Below are 15,432 nucleotides of genomic sequence, written 5' to 3'. Positions count from 1 at the left end.
AAGCGGTGGGGTAGCTTTAATCGATGTTGATTGTGCCGCCGTCATCGCGAGCAAGCTCGCTCCCACAAGGGTACTGTGGTGGATGCAAAACTCATGAGCTTCCAAGATCCCTGTGGGAGCGAGCTTGCTCGCGATAGCGGTGGGTCAGCCTGTTTATTCAGCCTTGAAGCAATAAATGGCATAGCAGCCCTTGATTACAAAGTCTGTGCTGACAGGAAAAAGTCCCTCTGATTGCAACGCCGTTGACTTCCGCGACTCCGTCCCAGTAGTCCAACAGCTGTGTTGCAGTCCGGTGCCCTTGGCCAGGCGTGAAGGGTTTCGGCTGTATCGATGGGCGTAAAGCAGTACTCTCAAACCACGGCCCAGGTTTGGGCTGCCTAAGCTAATGCAGTCCGGCTCAGGATGGATTCGAAACCGATGATAAACAGTACCGAGCACTTATCGTTGAGACAGGATGTGATTGCCAGCGGGAAGTCACTTCAGCGTTCACTTCATGCGGTTCTATTGAATCGGGTTCGCAATGGCGCGCTGGATTCGATACAGGCGCATGCGAGTGCCCTGGAGACTGCCCGATGGACCTTGAAACAAACATTGGAAACGCCACGTGCGTTACCAGAGGCCCTGGCGCCCAGTTTGTCCCAGGCACTCAATGTTGCACCCAGAACCCACCCGCATCTCGTGTCGATACTGGATGCGTTGAGCACACTCTTGCCCCATCTCACCTGGATAAATCGCCAAGCCCGGGCTGACCAGGACAGCGCTTTCGTGGAGCGGCATCGTCACGGGATGATCACCGGCCCCGAAGGGCTATTTGAGTGTCCCACCTTGACCTTGGGATTGGCGCTCATGCTGCCCGAGACCTGCTACCCCTACCACCAACACCCGCCTGCCGAGTTCTACCTCGTTCTGTCACCGGGCGAGTGGTATCGGGAGGATGTGGGGTGGTGGAGTCCCGGGCCGGGGGGCCTTGTATTCAATCCGCCGTCCTGTGTCCACGCGATGAAATCGAGGCAGGCTCCATTGCTGGCGTTGTGGGGCTTGCTTCATTCAGAAGCTGAGTTATGTCGGTAACAACACTGGGTATCAAATTGGATGAGCAAACGCGTGCCAGGCTGAAGTTGGCATCGGCAAAGTTGGATCGCACCTCAAACGGGTTCAGAAAGGGTAGTTGCGGGTGTCGATCTAGCCGCGAGCCGTCCCTGGCCTCGGCTATACCGCTTAGAACTTGAAGCGCCCAACCAAACCCTTGAGCTGCCCGGAAATATCCGTCAAACGCCCCGAACCGGTCTGCGCCGAGTGGGCGTATTCCTCCACCAGCTGTGCATCGGTATGGATCTGCGCGATGTGCCGGTTGATGTCTTCGGCCACTTGGTGCTGTTCCTCTGCCGCCGTGGCGATCTGGGTGTTCTGGTCGCGAATCGAGTCCACCGAGTTGCGGATCTTGTCGAAGCTGTCACGGGCTTGCTGAATGCGCTCGACGCTGGTGTGCGACACCTGCAGGCTGCTTTGCATCTGCTGGGTGACTTCCTGGGTGCGCCGTGCGAGGTTACCCAGCAGGCTGTCGATCTCGCCGGTGGAGTCGGCGGTACGGCGGGCCAGGGCCCGCACTTCGTCGGCCACCACGGCGAACCCACGACCTTGATCGCCGGCCCGTGCGGCTTCGATGGCGGCGTTGAGAGCCAGCAGGTTGGTCTGTTCGGCAATCGAGCGAATGGTGTCGAGGATGGTGTTGATGTTCTTGCTGTCCTGCTCCAACGCCTGCATGGTCTGGGTCGACTTTTGCAGGTCCTCGCTCAGTTTCATCACGCTGCCGGTGGCTTCACCGATGTGATGCTGGCCGTCGTGCACGTCGCGGTAGCCTTCGTCCGCACTGGAGGCGGCCTGGCTGCAAGAGCGGGCCACTTCGTTGGCGGTGGCGACCATTTCGTTGAATGCCGTGCTCACCAATTCAACGGCCTGGCGCTGGCGTCCGGCCGCATCGTTCATGTTCTGGGCCACGTGGCTGGTATCGGCCGCGGCGGTTTGCAAGTCGGAGGAAGCGCTGCCGATGCGCTGCATCAGTTGCGCGATCATGCCCAGGAACTGGTTGAACCAGCCCGCCAGGGTGGCGGTTTCGTCCTTGCCTTGCACCGAGAGCTTACGGGTGAGGTCGCCTTCACCTTCGGCGATTTCCTGCAGGCCATTGGCAACACCACGAATCGGCCGCACGATGACGCTGGCGAAACTGGCGCCCACCACGGCGAAGACCACGGCCAGCACGGCAGCGATGGCGGCGATCAGCCAAGTCAGGCTCGAAGCCTCGGCCATCACTTCATCGCGCTTGATCAGGCCGATGAAGCGCCAGCCCAACCCTTTGGAGCTGACCACGTTGGCCATGTAGGGCACGCCGTCGATTTCGATCTGGGTCACGCCATCGCTGCTTTTGGCCAGCTCGGCATAGTTGGGGCCCAGGTCGGCCAGCGGCTTGAAGTTGTGCTTGGCATCGGCAGGGTCCACCAGGACGTTGCCGTTGGCTTCCACCAGCATCAGGTAGCCGCTCTCGCCCAGCTTGATGTTCTTGACCAGTTCGGTCAGTTGTTTGAGCGACACGTCCAGGCCGACCACACCCACCAGTTTGCCGGCGGCGTCTGAAACCGTATGCACGATGCCGATCAGTGACACATCATCTGGCGCCCAGTAATACGCGTCTGTGCGCACGGTGGTGCCCGGCGCGGCGATGGCGGCCTTGTACCATGGACGCACCCGTGGGTCGTAGTTGGAGATTTTCGGGTCGTCCGGCCAACTGGCATAGCCGCCGTCGGCCAGGCCTACGGAAAGATAGGCGGTGGTCGGATGGCTCTTGGCGAATCTGTCGAAGATCTCCAAAAGCTGTTTGTTGTTCTCGGGGAGAGGGATTTGTGCGGCGTCGGCACCCGAGTAGTTTTTCAGATCCTTGGCGGCGACGATCCGTGGATCCTTGGCGAAGAATTCGACGTTCTGGCTGATCCCGTCGAAAAACTGCTTCATGCCGTTGTCGATCTGGCGGATTTCACGGCCGCTGCTGTCCAGGAAGTTGGCCTTTGCGGCGTCGCGCAAGTTCAGTACGACAAGCACCGCCACCAGGATAACCGGGAGGCAGGCGATGGTCGCGAACGCCCATGTCAGCTTCTGTTTGATATTCATGACTTCTCCCGCGGAATATTTTAAGTGTTGGAACGGCGGAAACAGCAGTGGTTGGCGTTGCGAGTCTCTGGAAGGGAAAAGCGCCCATGCCTACTGCCAGTGTATCGACCAAAGTCGTAGGCACTTGAGGCTTGCCATTTTGGCGCGGGACGATCGGTAGACGGCGCAGGCGCGATTGCAGCCGGCTTGACTAGTCTGGAAGATAGCGTGGTTTGCCCTGGGCCTTCGCCCTGGGGTTCAGGGCACCCACGTGCAGCAAATCCTCATCGTCTTTAATGTATTAACGAGGCCCTATGCCAAGCGCATTCGAGAGCGTACTCAAAAACAAGAACATGGCTTATCGCCCGCTCGGCGCGGCGCCCGCCAGCCAGGCGCCGATCCGCGTCGCGTTCGTATTGATGGACAACTTCTCGATGATGTCCTTCACCGGCGCGGTGGACGCGCTGGTGACCGCCAACCTGATGAGCGACATGCCCCTCTATGAGGTGCTGACGGTGGGGGTTTCAGGTGGGCAGGTGACGAGCGACCTGGGCATTGTCATCTCGACGGACATCGAACTGGCGCAGATGCCGGAAAACCACGACGTGCTGATCGTCGCAGGGGGCTTTCGAGTGAAGTTGCAAGGCCATCCCTTGCTGCGCCGCAAGCTGCGTGCGAATGCGGCGTCCGGGGCGATCCTGGGCGGGTTGTGGAACGGTGCCTTTTTCGTGGGCCGATGCCAATCTGCTGGATGGTTTCGAGTGCGCCGTCCACCCGGAAAGCCGCGCCATGATGGCGGAGGTGTTTCCTCATGTGAAGGTGTCCAGCCGGGCCTATGTGGTTGACCGGGAGCGGGTCAGTTGCGCCGGCGCCAACAGTTCGCTGCGCATGATGCTCCAGTTGATTCGCCAGACGGGCGGAGCGGCGCTGGTGGGGGCCATCGAGGAAATTCTGCGTTGCGATGAGTCAGGCGACGATGCGACGGACTTGCCGCCGGTTTTCGTCGAGACCGACCCGACGCTGCCGGAAAGCCTCAAGTTGGCGTTGGAGCTGATGTGGCAGAACGTAGAGGAGCCTTTGACCATCGATGAGCTGGCGGCGTGCGTGAAGATTTCCAAGCGCCAGTTGGAGCGACGGTTCTGCAGTTTTCTCGGCGCGACCCCCAACGCGCTATTACCTGGAGCTGCGCCTGACGCGTGCGCGCCAACTCATCCAGCAAACCAATCGGTCCGTGACCGAAATCGCCGTGGCGACAGGCTTCGTCAGCTCGCCGCACTTCCAGCGTCGTTTTCGGGATTTCTTTGGTGTGCCGCCTGGCAGTTACCGCTCGAAATCGGAGCGCAAACAAGCCTTGCGATAAAACCGCTGTTCGATCAGGGATGAGTTTTTAGGGCGGGGAGAGGCGTTGCCGCCGCGCTATAGCGCGGGACCTGTGTGGGAGCAAGCTTTGCTCCCACACAGGTCCCGCGTCAGCTGTTATCGTCGGTTTGTGCTTCGGTGGGCAGGTCTTCAGTCTGCGGAGCGGCTTGCGACGCGGTCAAGGTCGTCTCCTTGCACAGCACCTTACCTACTTCATCGGCTATCGAGCCGTCGATGATTCGCCCTTGCATCTGGTCGAACTCGGCTTTCTCCACCCCAGCGAGACTGTTGTACATCCCCATGTGCCGTACATTGCGACTGGTGCAGTCGAGTTCCAGTTTCGTGTAGTTGGTGAAGTAGGTGCCCGTTCTCTGCACGGTGGCCTGGATGGCTGAACCGCTGTGGACAGACGAGACGATGGAGTACACGGCATCCGAATCATCGTAAAGGTATTTGATGTTCTGGACATCCGCGGCCGCACTGCACGCAATCGAGATTAAAGCGAGGGATATGACGGTTTTCATGCTTTCTTCCGTGAATAAGCAAGTCAGGAGAGAATTAATGGCAAAGTGAGATCATTTTGCCTAGGCTCTTGCGTCGGGTCAATTTGCTTCAGGCGGTATCAATGACCGTCGGTCAGAAACGAAATCCTTTCGGGAACTTTATAGATTGACCCGCCTCGTGGCAACAGATGAGCGCATTTCAGGTGCGCAATGAGCCTGCCCGAGGCGCGTCGCAGCTCCATTAGATCAAAGCTTGAATTTGACCAAACGCCTGACTTTTTTTAGAAGTTTTTCGTCTGAGTTACCTTCGTAATCATGACTTCAAGACTTTCGAGCGACTGTTACCCATGAATGGGAAATCGAGCAGCATTGAACAGTGCCGAGTAGGCAAACCCGGCCACTGCCTGGAAGGTGGCGAACAATGAGTGAAGCGCCGGGGGCGGCCACCCATTCAATGTGGAGGCTCCGTTGTGAAAGACCCACTATTAAAAATCCATTGTGGGAGCGAGCTTGCTCGCGATGGCGGAGTGTCAGCTACATGAATATTGGCTGACCTGAAGCCATCGCGAGCAAGCTCGCTCCCACAGGGTTTACAGGTAACTTCATAGCATCTGTGACAGTTTCTCCCACAGAGGTTAAAGGGTGCTTCATGGCATCTGTGGCAGTTCCTGCGGCCGCAGATCGAACACCAGTACCTCGGCATCCTGGCCATTGCTTAAGTTCAGGACCTGCTCCTCGCGCACCCGCACGCCAATCACCTTCGCGCAGTTGCACGCCGTTGAGCTCGACAGCGCCTCGGGCCACGTGCACGTAGGCATAACGATCCGGTGGCAGGGTCAGGGTGGCGCTTTGCTCGCCATCGAATAACCCGGCGTAGACCCGCGCATCCTGGCGCACCTGGAGCGAGCCGTCGGCGCCGTCCGGGGAGATGATCAATTGCAGGCGACCCTGTTTCTGCTCGCGACGAAAGTGCTCCTGTTGATAACGGGGGGTGGCACCGCTGACGTCGGGCACGATCCAGATCTGCAGGAAGTGCACCGGCTCGTCCGCACTGTGGTTGAACTCGCTGTGGGCCACGCCGCTGCCGGCGCTCATCAATTGCACGTCACCGGGGCGAATGACCGAGCCCGTGCCCAGGGTGTCCTTGTGTTCCAGCGCCCCTTCGAGCACATAGGAAAAGATCTCCATGTCCCGGTGGGGATGCTGGGCCGAAACCCTTGGCGGCGGCGACCCGGTCGTCGTTGATGACCAGCAGGTCGGAGAAACCCTGCTCGTTGAGGTCACGGTAACTGGCGAACGAGAAGGTGTGGAACGAGGTCAGCCAGCCGTGACGGGCAATGCCGCGGTCCGAAGCTTTGCGAAGGGTCAGCATGATGAGTTCTCCTGATATTCAAGGGCGGCGGCTGGGGCCGTTCGCCGGGTTCAGAAGAAGGTTAATGGTTATCCGTAGGTTCAATAAGAAGATGAAAAACGAAAGACTGTCCGTTTTGAGTGGACAATGCTCAAATGTCACCAGCAGTCGCTTCGCTTCGCCATAATGCTGAGGCGTTTACGCTACACAACACCTGTGGGAGCGAGCTTGCTCGCGATAGGGGATGCCAGTCACCTTGATGCTGGCTGATCCAACGCTATCGTGAGCAAGCTCGCTCCCACAGGGGGCATTTACAGTTTCTGGATTTTTTGGCGTCTTTTTTAATGAAAACCGTTGCAATGGTGCTGTTCCCGGATTTTTTGCTGCTCGACATGGCCGGGCCTCTCGAAGTGTTTTCCATCGCCAATCGTTACCTCGAACCGGACCTGCGTTATCAACTGCTGACCCTGGGCACCGATCGCGGGCCGTTGCGAGCGTCCAACGGCGTGTCGGTGCAGGCTGATATCCATATCGACCAGGCGTGGGCGGCGTATGACGTGTTGCTGGTGCCGGGCGGGCCGGGGGCCTATAACAACCAGCATCCGGGGTTGTACACCTGGCTGCGGGCCGCGGCGCAGCGGGCTACACGCTATGGTTCTATCTGCACCGGTGCCTTTATGCTCGGTGAGGCGGGCTTGCTCGACGGTTATCGCGTCACCACCCACTGGCATTACACCGAACGCCTGATACAACGTTTCCCCAAGGCCCTGGTGGAAACCGACAAGATCTTCCTGCAGGACCGCCGCCTGATCACCTCGGGCGGCGTCACGGCCGGGATCGACTTGGCCCTGGCCATCGTCGCCCAGGACCATGGCCGCAAAGTCGCGTTGGACGTGGCCAAGGTGCTGCTGGTGGTGATGAAGCGCCAGGGCGGACAAGCGCAGTTCAGCCCCTTGGTGGCGGCGGTGTCGACGCAGGAATCGGCCATTACCCGGGTGCAGAACCACGTGATGGAGCATCTGGAAGAACCGTTCACCATTGAGCGCATGGCTGCCTTGGCCGCCATGAGCGCGCGGCATTTCGCCCGGGTCTTTGCCCGTGAAGTGAAGATGACGCCTATGGAATTCCTGCAAGGCGCGCGCATCGACCGGGCGCGTCATCTGCTGGAAACCACCGATCTGCCGCTCAAGACCGTGGCGTTTCGCAGCGGTTTCGGCAGTGTGCGGCACATGCGGTTTTTGTTCGGTGAAAAGCTCGGCCTGACCCCGGTGCAATATCGTCAGCAGTTCAGTTGAGCCGTCGGTGTCCGTCCAGGGCACCGTGATGTCCGTGGCGCTCCCAGTGCCAGCATTGTCCTGAAGCCTGTGCCTGCCAAGATAACGGCGAACCCTTTGGAAAGGATGCGCAGGAGCCAGGGCAAACGTGTTCGGTGATCCGCACGCTGACGCCCGCACCGGTTATCCGGCGCTGGATCGCATGAATAGTTTCGTCAAACCCGATAGTGAGCCGGCGGTGAGCTTTGGTCCGTTCGCCTTCTACCGCCAGCAGCGGCTGGTCACCCGTGACGGCCAACCCCTCGCGCTGGGTGGCCGGGCCCTGGATGTTCTGCAGGTGCTGGTGGAGCACGCCGGCCATTACGTCAGCAAGCAAACCCTCATCGCCCACGTCTGGCCTGACAGCGTCGTGGAAGCCATCAACCTGCGGGTGCACATCGCGGCGCTGCGGCGGGCCTTCGGCGACGGGCGGGACGGCGCTCGTTATATCCTCAACCATCCGCGACAAGGCTATTGCCTGGCGATGCCCCTGGTGGTGCAAGGAGGCGTTGAGTCGCCTTTCAGACCCAGGGCCGAGCGACACAACCTGCCCACGCGCTTGAGCCCGGTGGTCGGCCGCGACAGAGTCCTGGGACGGCTGTTGGCGCAAGTGCCCCGTCAAGCCCTGACCACCGTGACCGGCCCGGGCGGGAGCGGCAAGACCACCGTGGTGTTGCGGGTGGCGGAGCTGCTGCTCGAGCACTTTGAGGACGGGGCCTGGTTTGTCGACCTGGCGGCCGTCAGTAATCCCTCGCAGGTGACGGCGCAGGTGGCCAGCACGCTGGGCCTGGAACCCGGTTCGTTGGGCCGGCGCCTTGAGTCCTGCCACCTATTGCTGGTGCTCGACGGGTGCGAGCACGTCCTCGATGCCTGTCGGGAGTTGGCCCAGGCACTGGCTACGGCAGCGCCGGGGGTGGCGCTGTTGTGCAGCAGCCGCGAGCCCCTGGCCCTGCCGGGCGAAAAAATCGTGCCGCTGTCGGGCCTGGCCGTGGCCTCGCCCCTGGAGCCCGAGCACCAGATCGTCGCGTGCCCGGCGGTGCAGTTGTTGGTCGAGCGGGTGGGTGCCCGGCTGCAGGGGTTCCAGCCCCATGGCCGCGACTGGCTGATCCTGGCACAGATCTGCCAGCGCCTGGACGGCTTGCCGTTGGCGTTGGAACTGGCGGCGGCCCAAGTCGACGCCTTGGGGCTGGCCGGGGTCCTCGAACAATTGGATTACGGTCTGTCACTCTTGAGTCACGGGCGGCGTACGGCGGTGGCCCGGCATCGAAGCCTGGAGGCCGTGCTGGATTCGAGTGTCGAGCGTTTGAGCGCTGACGAACAAACCGCGTTCCAGCGCCTGGCGGTGTTCGAAGGGTCGTTTACGCTCAAGGCGGCGCTGGCAGTGATCAGTTGCGCTGAACTGAGTGTCGGGCAATTGCCCTCGTTGCTGTCGCGGCTGGCGAGTGTGTCATTGCTGATGGTCGAACCGCTGGCCGAAGGAGGGCGTTTTAGACTGCTGCACACCACGCGCGCCTATGCCATGGACAAGCTGCGGCGCAGTGGTCAGTGGCCTACGTTCCATCGGCGTTACGTTCTGCAAGGTGCTTGGGGGGCGCGTCACTCAAGGCCCCAACCGGTAACTCAGCGCCTGGAGCAGGGCGCCGGCCTCCAATAAGTCGGGGGTGTCGAACCCCTCGCTGAAGCGTCGATAGACCGGCCCGAGCAGTTCCTGCGCGGCGTGCACTTGCCCGCGACGTTGCCACAAGCGGGCCAGGGACGTGGCGCTGCGCAGTTCCCAAGCCAGGGCATGCTGACGACGGGCGACGTTCAGGGCGGCCAGCAGTTGCGCTTCGGCGGCGTCTTCCAGGGAGGGTTCGTTCCGGGCCAGCCAGGTTTCGGCGCCGGCTCGCAGGATCTCCGCCGAACACCAGCCTGCGGCGCCACTGCGGGCCCGTTCCAGTTGCGCCGGGCTGACGAATTCCGGGCGCAGGGTGACGGCGATGTCCTGGATCAGCCCGTTTGTCGGGCTCATCTCCAGGGGCTGGCCATTGAATGCGCTGTCGTAATGGCAGGCCCAGTCATGGAACAGCATCACCGAATGTTTCTTGGCCTGCTGCTTCAACAGGTCGAGCCTTTCCCAGGCGGTCGGATGATCGCCGTTGTAGTGGGCGATCACGCAACCGGTTATCGCCAGGGTGTAGCAGATCGAAATGCCGTGGTTGATCTGCAAGGCGATCTGCAACGCCAGGTTGGCGGTGCGCCGGGCTTTCTCGGCGAACCCTTGCAGCCAGAGGATGCGCGCCAGAATCGTCAGTGCAGCCACGCTCTGATCGTATTGCACACCGAAACCGTGGCTGAAGCGGCTGAGGTGGCCGCTCTGGGCCAGGCGCTGGATCACCTGTTCGGCTTCGCGCCGCGCCGCGCCCTGGTCGCCGGTGAAGTGCAGCGCCAGCACCCGCAGGCGTTGGGCGCTCAAGGACAGGGTCGGGTCGCCCTGCAAACCCAGCCGGTCGAAATCCAGGCTGTGTGCCAGGGCCTGTTGGTAGTTGCCGCAGCTGAGGTCGACCGTCATTTGCCCGGACACGGCCCGCAGTTCGCTGGCCAGGTCTTGGCATTGCCGGGCCCGTTGCCGGGCGGTGGCGAAGGCTCGGACCGTGGCCGGCGTGCCGCCCTCGGTATGGTAGTTGAAACTGGCGTGGGCCAGTTCCAGGGCCAGGGTCAAGCGTGGGCATGGCATGGGGCTGGCCTGCAACCATTTCAGCGCCTTGTTGACGTAGAGGCCGTGCTCCTTGAGCAGCGACAGTTCCTGCCAAAGGGGCAGGGTGCGGGCGGTCAGGCGGATCGCCACGGCATGTGAACCCTGCGGGCCCAGGCCTCGGTCGAGTGCCGCACGGATGTCGTCGCGATAGTCGGCGTAGCGGGCGATCCACAGTCGGGTGGGGGTGTTTTCCCAATCATTTTCCGCTTGCCCCATGAGCGCCAGGCAGCGTTCGGCGTGGCGTTCCTGGCTGGCCGCCAGTTCCCCGGCTTCGGCCAGTTTTTCCAAGGCGTAGCGGCGGGTGGTGTCCAGCAGGCGATAGCGCACCTCTTCATCGCCGATCTCGACGTTGAGCAACGATTTGGCGACCAACTGGCTGACCGACACCAGCACCTGTTCGGGCGCGACATTCTGGCCGACGATCACCGCCGCGGCCGAGGCCAGGTTGAAACTGCCCATGAACACCGCCAGCCGCCGCAGGCAGGTTTGCTCGCAGGCCGTGAGCAGCGCGAAGCTCCAGTCCAACGTGGCGCGCAGGGTCTGCTGGCGCGGAGCGGCGTCGGTGTCGTTGTGAAGCAGGGCGACGCTGTCTTGCAGTTGCCGGTGCAGTGCTTCGAGGTTGAAGCGGCCGAGTTGTCCGGCAGCCAGTTCGATGGCCAGGGGAATGCCGTCCAGGCGCTGGCAGATGTCGACCACCAACGGCACCTCGCGGTCGGTCAGTTCGAAGTCGTCACGGTTGGCCATCGCGCGTTCGGCAAACAGTTGCAACGCCGGGTACTCCAGGGCGGGATAACCCTCGACGGGCATTTCCCGGGGCGGGAATGCCAGGGCGTCCAGGCGTTGCACGTGTTCGCCTTCGGCGCGCAGGCCTTCGCGGCTGGTGGCCAGGATGTGCAGGTGAGGGGCGCCGCGCAGCAAGGTTTCGCTGAGCTGGGCGATGGCGTCGATCAGGTGCTCGCAGTTGTCGATCACCAGCAGCAGATGCCGCTCCCTGAGTTGCCGGGCGATGGTGTCCGGCTGGTCACCGTCGTGCAGTGGCAGATCCAGCACTGCGCATAGGTTGGGGACGATCATGGCCGGATCGTTGAGCGATGCCAGGTCCAGTAGGTAAGTGCCGTCGTAGTAGTGGCCGATCAACCGTTCAGCGACCCGCAGGGCAACGGTGGTCTTGCCGATGCCGCCGGTGCCGACCAGGGTAATGAAACGCTTTCGCGGCAACTGGGCCACTAGGTTGTCCACCAGGGCCTGGCGTCCGATCAGGCGCGTGCGCTGCAGTGGCAGGTTGCGCGCCAGGGATGGATGAGGGATGCGCGCCAACGGGTCGAGGGATTCGAATGACAGTGGCGCGACAAAGCTGTAGCCGCGCTGCGCCACGGTGACGATGTAGCGCTGCCCGGCCTGGCCGTCCCCGAGAGCCTTGCGCAGGGCCGCGACGTGCACGCGCAGGTTGGTGTCTTCCACCACGCTCCTGGGCCAGACCCGGGCGATCAGTTGCTGCTTGCTCACCACTTCGCCGGCGTGTTCGAGCAACACCAGCAGAATCTCCACGGCCCGCCGTCCCAGGCGCAACGGTTGCTCGCCCTCCAGCACCAGGCGCTGGCGCGGATGGACTCGGTAAGGGCCGAAATGCACCGTCTGTTCGACGGGCAGGCTGAGGTATTGGCTCATGGTGCTCTCAATGTTCTGGTCCCGATGCCTGGGCTTTACCCGAGCATATTCCTCAGGTTTGGCTTCAAGCGCAACGGCGCAGGCTCTACTCCCAGCCTTCCAGCCGCCGAGCTCTGTGGCGAAGGAGCTTGCTCCCGCTGGGTCGCGAAGCGGCCCCAAAAGGTTTCCAGCCCAATCAATCTGGCACACCAAAGTGACAGTCCTGGGGCTGCTGCGCAGCCCAGCGGGAGCGGGCTCCCTCGCCACAAAAGCACGCCAGTTCCAAAAAAATTAACAACGTTTAACTCACGCAAATGCTTCCTCTGACCGGACCATAAAGCGATCCACCCATCTCAAGGAATCCTGTCATGAGCACCTTCATCACCCGCGACGGCACCGAGATCTACTACAAGGATTGGGGCAGTGGTCAACCAGTGGTCTTCAGCCACGGCTGGCCGTTGAACTCGGACAGTTGGGAGGCGCAGATGATGTTCCTGGCGTCCAACGGCTATCGGGTGATCGCCCATGACCGCCGTGGGCACGGGCGTTCCAGTCAGCCCTGGGACGGCAACGACATGGACACCTACGCCGATGATCTGGCCGAGCTGATCGAACGCCTGGACTTGAAAGAGGCGGTGCTGCTTGGTTTCTCCACCGGCGGTGGCGAAGTGGCGCGCTACATCGGCCGTCATGGCGCCGCCCGTGTCGCCAAGCTCGGCCTGATCTCGGCGGTGACGCCGCTGATGGTCCGGACCGCGGCCAACCCTGGCGGCTTGCCCATCGAAGTGTTCGACGGTTTCCGCCAGGCCTCCCTGGCCGACCGTTCTCAGCTATACAAAGATGTGGCCAGCGCGTTTTTCGGCGCCAACCGTCCGGGCGCCAAAGTCTCCCAAGGCATGATCGACTGGTTCTGGATGCAGGGCATGCTCGCCGGCCACAAGAACACCTACGACTGCATCAAGGCGTTCTCGGAGACCGACCTGTCCGAAGACCTGCGCAACATCGACGTGCCGACCCTGGTGGTCCACGGCGATGACGACCAGGTGGTCCCCATCGAAACTGCCGGCATCGCCGCCGCCAAGTTGCTGAAGAATTCGCAGCTGCTGGTCTACCCGGGTGCGCCCCATGGCCTGACCGACACCCACAAGGATCGGCTGAACGCCGACCTGTTGGCGTTCATCCAGGGTTGATCAAGCACTAACCTGTGGGAGCGAGCTTGCTCGCGAAGAGGCCGGTACAGCAAACATCAATGCCAGCTGACCCACCGCTATCGCGAGCAAGCTCGCTCCCACAGGACCGATAGGACTCACACCCATGAACCGCAACGATTTACGCCGTCTCGACATGAACCTGCTGGTGATCTTCGAGGCGCTGATGTTCGAGAAAAACCTGACCCGCGTCGCCGAAAAGCTGTTCATGGGCCAGCCGGCGGTGAGCGCGGCGCTGGGGCGGCTGCGGGACCTGTTCGATGATCCGTTGCTGATCCGTCACGGTCGTGGCATGGAACCGACCCCGCGTGCCCTGGCGATCCTGCGAGAGCTGCAACCGGCCATGGACACCATCTCCGGCGCGGTCAGCCGGGCCAAGGCGTTCGACCCCTCCACCAGTTGCGACGTGTTTCGCATCGGGCTGTCCGACGACGCCGAATTCGGCCTGTTTCCTCCATTGTTGAGTCAACTGCGCGAAGAGGCGCCGGGGATCATCGTGGTGGTGCGACGGGCCAATTTCCTGCTGATGTCATCGCTGCTGGCCAGCGGTGAAATCAGCGTCGGCGTGAGCTACACCACCGATCTGCCGGCCAACGCCAAGCGCAAGAAACTGCGGGACATTCCTTGCAAGGTCTTGCGTGGCGACAAGCGCCCGGGGCCGCTGACCCTGGACGAGTACTGCTCGCGGCCCCACGCCATGGTTTCGTTCTCGGGTGACTTGAGCGGCAACATCGACCTGGACCTGGCCCGCATCGGCCGCAGCCGCAAAGTGGTGTTGGCGGTGCCGCAATTCAGCGGCCTGCGGGCCTTGCTGGCCGGCACCGAACTGATCGCCACCGTGCCCGACTATGCCGCCTGCGCGCTGGTGGAAGGCTGCGCGCTGCGTGCCGAGGACCCGCCGTTCGAGATCAATGCCGCCGAACTGTCGATGGTCTGGAGCGGCGTGCATGACAACGACCCGGCCGAACGCTGGCTGCGCTCGCGCATTGCCAGCCACATGTCCCAACCATTGCCGGCCGAAGCCTCGGCCGCCCCGGAAGGAGCCCACCGATGAACATGACCGATGAGCGCCCATTGCAGGACCTGGGCTTGTTGTTCCTGCGCCTGAGCGGCGGGTTGTTCCTGCTGTGGGTTCATGGGCTGCCGAAGCTGTTGCACTACAGCGTCGAGCTGACCCGCATCGAAGACCCGTTTCACCTCGGCGCGGCGCCAACCCTGATCCTGGCGATTTTCGCCGAAGTGCTGTGTCCGCTGCTGATCATGGCCGGTGTGCTGGTGCGCCTGGCGTGCCTGCCGATCCTGTTTTTGCTGGCCGTGGCGCTGCTGGTGGTGCACCCACAGTGGAGCCTGGAGGAAGGCCAGTTCGGTTGGTTGCTGTTGATTGTATTTACCAGCGTGTTCATTGCCGGGCCTGGGCGCCTGGCGCTGAACGCGCGTTTTGATGGAGTGCTGCGCCATGCCTGAATCTCAAGCTGTTGAATCCACCGCGAGCCCATCCCGGCCCGGCTTCGACGAAATCGTCACCCTGGTGGTCAAGCACCGGATCAAGGCCGGACAGGACGGTGCCTATGAAGCCTGGTTGCGGCGCATTGTCAGCGTGGCTGGCCAGTGGCCGGGCCATCTGGGGGTGGATGTGGTGCGGGGCAAGCAGGGTGGTTTGTCGCTGTTCACCTGTGTGCTGCGGTTCTGCTCCACCGAGGCCATGCAACGCTGGCTGGATTCGCCCGAGCGCCGTGAGCTGGTGGAAGAGGCCGCGCCTCTGCTGGCCGACGGCGACCAGACCGAAGTCGCCTCGCACAAGGAGTTCTGGTTCGCCCCGCTGGCCGATGCCGCCACGCCACCACCGCGCTGGAAGCAATCGGTGGTGACGCTGCTGGTCATCCTGCCGCACACCTTGCTGGTGCCGTTGCTCTGGGGCCCGCTGCTGCAACTCCACGCGTTTCTGTCCAACTATGTGGTCGCCACGTTTCTGATCACCGTGACCATCGTGCTTTCGGTGGTGTACGTGTGCATGCCGCTGGCGACCCGTCTGTTCGCGCCGTGGCTGGAAGCGTCCAAGGCTCATGAACACCTGGAGTCCGGCCATGGCCAATAAGGACGATCCAACCGATCCGCTGCGCCGCCAGTTGCTGGCCGCCGGCTCCTTGCTCAGCGCCGCCGCGGCTTTCTGGCC

At 62.2% G+C, this 15,432-nt stretch carries 10 protein-coding genes and 3 pseudogenes; 8 read left to right on the top strand and 5 right to left on the bottom strand.

The features are described 5' to 3' along the window. Positions 1-402 precede the first annotated feature (402 nt). Complete coding sequence (locus PSH84_RS22900) at positions 403-1,071, top strand: dimethylsulfonioproprionate lyase family protein (protein ID WP_369530554.1); 669 nt, start codon at positions 403-405, stop codon at positions 1,069-1,071. A 147-nt stretch (positions 1,072-1,218) separates the two neighbouring features. On the opposite strand, the gene PSH84_RS29100 is transcribed toward PSH84_RS22900, so the two are convergent. Then, entirely contained in the window at positions 1,219-1,923 is a 705-nt protein-coding gene (locus PSH84_RS29100) for a methyl-accepting chemotaxis protein (RefSeq protein ID WP_439653615.1), read from the bottom strand. Positions 1,924-2,127: 204 nt separating this feature from the next. Beyond that, positions 2,128-3,006, bottom strand: a pseudogene (locus PSH84_RS29095) (cache domain-containing protein); the annotation flags it as partial. Positions 3,007-3,455: 449 nt separating this feature from the next. Here PSH84_RS29095 and PSH84_RS22890 point away from each other — a divergent pair. After that, positions 3,456-4,501 (top strand): annotated as a pseudogene (locus PSH84_RS22890) (GlxA family transcriptional regulator). 109 nt (positions 4,502-4,610) lie between these two features. Here the strand turns inward: PSH84_RS22890 and PSH84_RS22885 are convergent. Beyond that, positions 4,611-5,024: a hypothetical protein gene (locus tag PSH84_RS22885; protein ID WP_122568489.1), complete on the bottom strand. Its 414-nt coding sequence runs from the start codon at positions 5,022-5,024 to the stop codon at positions 4,611-4,613. A 626-nt stretch (positions 5,025-5,650) separates the two neighbouring features. Next, positions 5,651-6,375: pseudogene (locus PSH84_RS22880) on the bottom strand (pirin family protein). A gap of 323 nt (positions 6,376-6,698) precedes the next feature. Here PSH84_RS22880 and PSH84_RS22875 point away from each other — a divergent pair. Together PSH84_RS22875 and PSH84_RS22870 are read left to right on the top strand one after the other, a co-directional pair. Continuing rightward, positions 6,699-7,649, top strand: coding sequence for a GlxA family transcriptional regulator (locus tag PSH84_RS22875; protein WP_122568491.1), 951 nt, complete (start codon positions 6,699-6,701; stop codon positions 7,647-7,649). Positions 7,650-7,830: 181 nt separating this feature from the next. Next, positions 7,831-9,321 carry an ATP-binding protein gene (locus tag PSH84_RS22870; protein ID WP_439800568.1) on the top strand — a complete coding sequence of 497 codons (1,491 nt, stop codon included), beginning with the start codon at positions 7,831-7,833 and terminating at the stop codon, positions 9,319-9,321. Here PSH84_RS22870 and PSH84_RS22865 read toward each other — a convergent pair. Then, complete coding sequence (locus PSH84_RS22865; protein ID WP_305481840.1) at positions 9,268-12,072, bottom strand: ATP-binding protein; 2,805 nt, start codon at positions 12,070-12,072, stop codon at positions 9,268-9,270. The two genes, PSH84_RS22870 and PSH84_RS22865, sit on opposite strands and share 54 nt — an antisense overlap. A 347-nt stretch (positions 12,073-12,419) precedes the next feature. Here PSH84_RS22865 and PSH84_RS22860 point away from each other — a divergent pair, with 347 nt between their 5' ends. From PSH84_RS22860 to PSH84_RS22845, 4 genes are all read left to right on the top strand, one after another. Then, on the top strand, positions 12,420-13,241 hold the full coding sequence (locus PSH84_RS22860; RefSeq protein ID WP_122568493.1) for an alpha/beta fold hydrolase: 822 nt from the start codon (positions 12,420-12,422) through the stop codon (positions 13,239-13,241). Positions 13,242-13,365: 124 nt separating this feature from the next. After that, positions 13,366-14,313, top strand: a complete 948-nt coding sequence (locus PSH84_RS22855; protein WP_122568494.1) for a LysR family transcriptional regulator — start codon at positions 13,366-13,368, stop codon at positions 14,311-14,313. Then, positions 14,310-14,723, top strand: coding sequence for a DoxX family protein (locus PSH84_RS22850; RefSeq protein ID WP_122568495.1), 414 nt, complete (start codon positions 14,310-14,312; stop codon positions 14,721-14,723). The genes PSH84_RS22855 and PSH84_RS22850 overlap by 4 nt, the downstream gene beginning before the upstream one ends. After that, positions 14,716-15,354: an antibiotic biosynthesis monooxygenase gene (locus PSH84_RS22845; protein WP_305467634.1), complete on the top strand. Its 639-nt coding sequence runs from the start codon at positions 14,716-14,718 to the stop codon at positions 15,352-15,354. The genes PSH84_RS22850 and PSH84_RS22845 overlap by 8 nt, the downstream gene beginning before the upstream one ends. Positions 15,355-15,432: the final 78 nt, after the last annotated feature.

It is taken from the genome of Pseudomonas beijingensis, from assembly GCF_030687295.1.
Classification (GTDB): Bacteria; Pseudomonadota; Gammaproteobacteria; order Pseudomonadales; family Pseudomonadaceae; genus Aquipseudomonas; species Aquipseudomonas beijingensis.
This window is presented reverse-complemented; position numbering and strand designations above follow the sequence as displayed.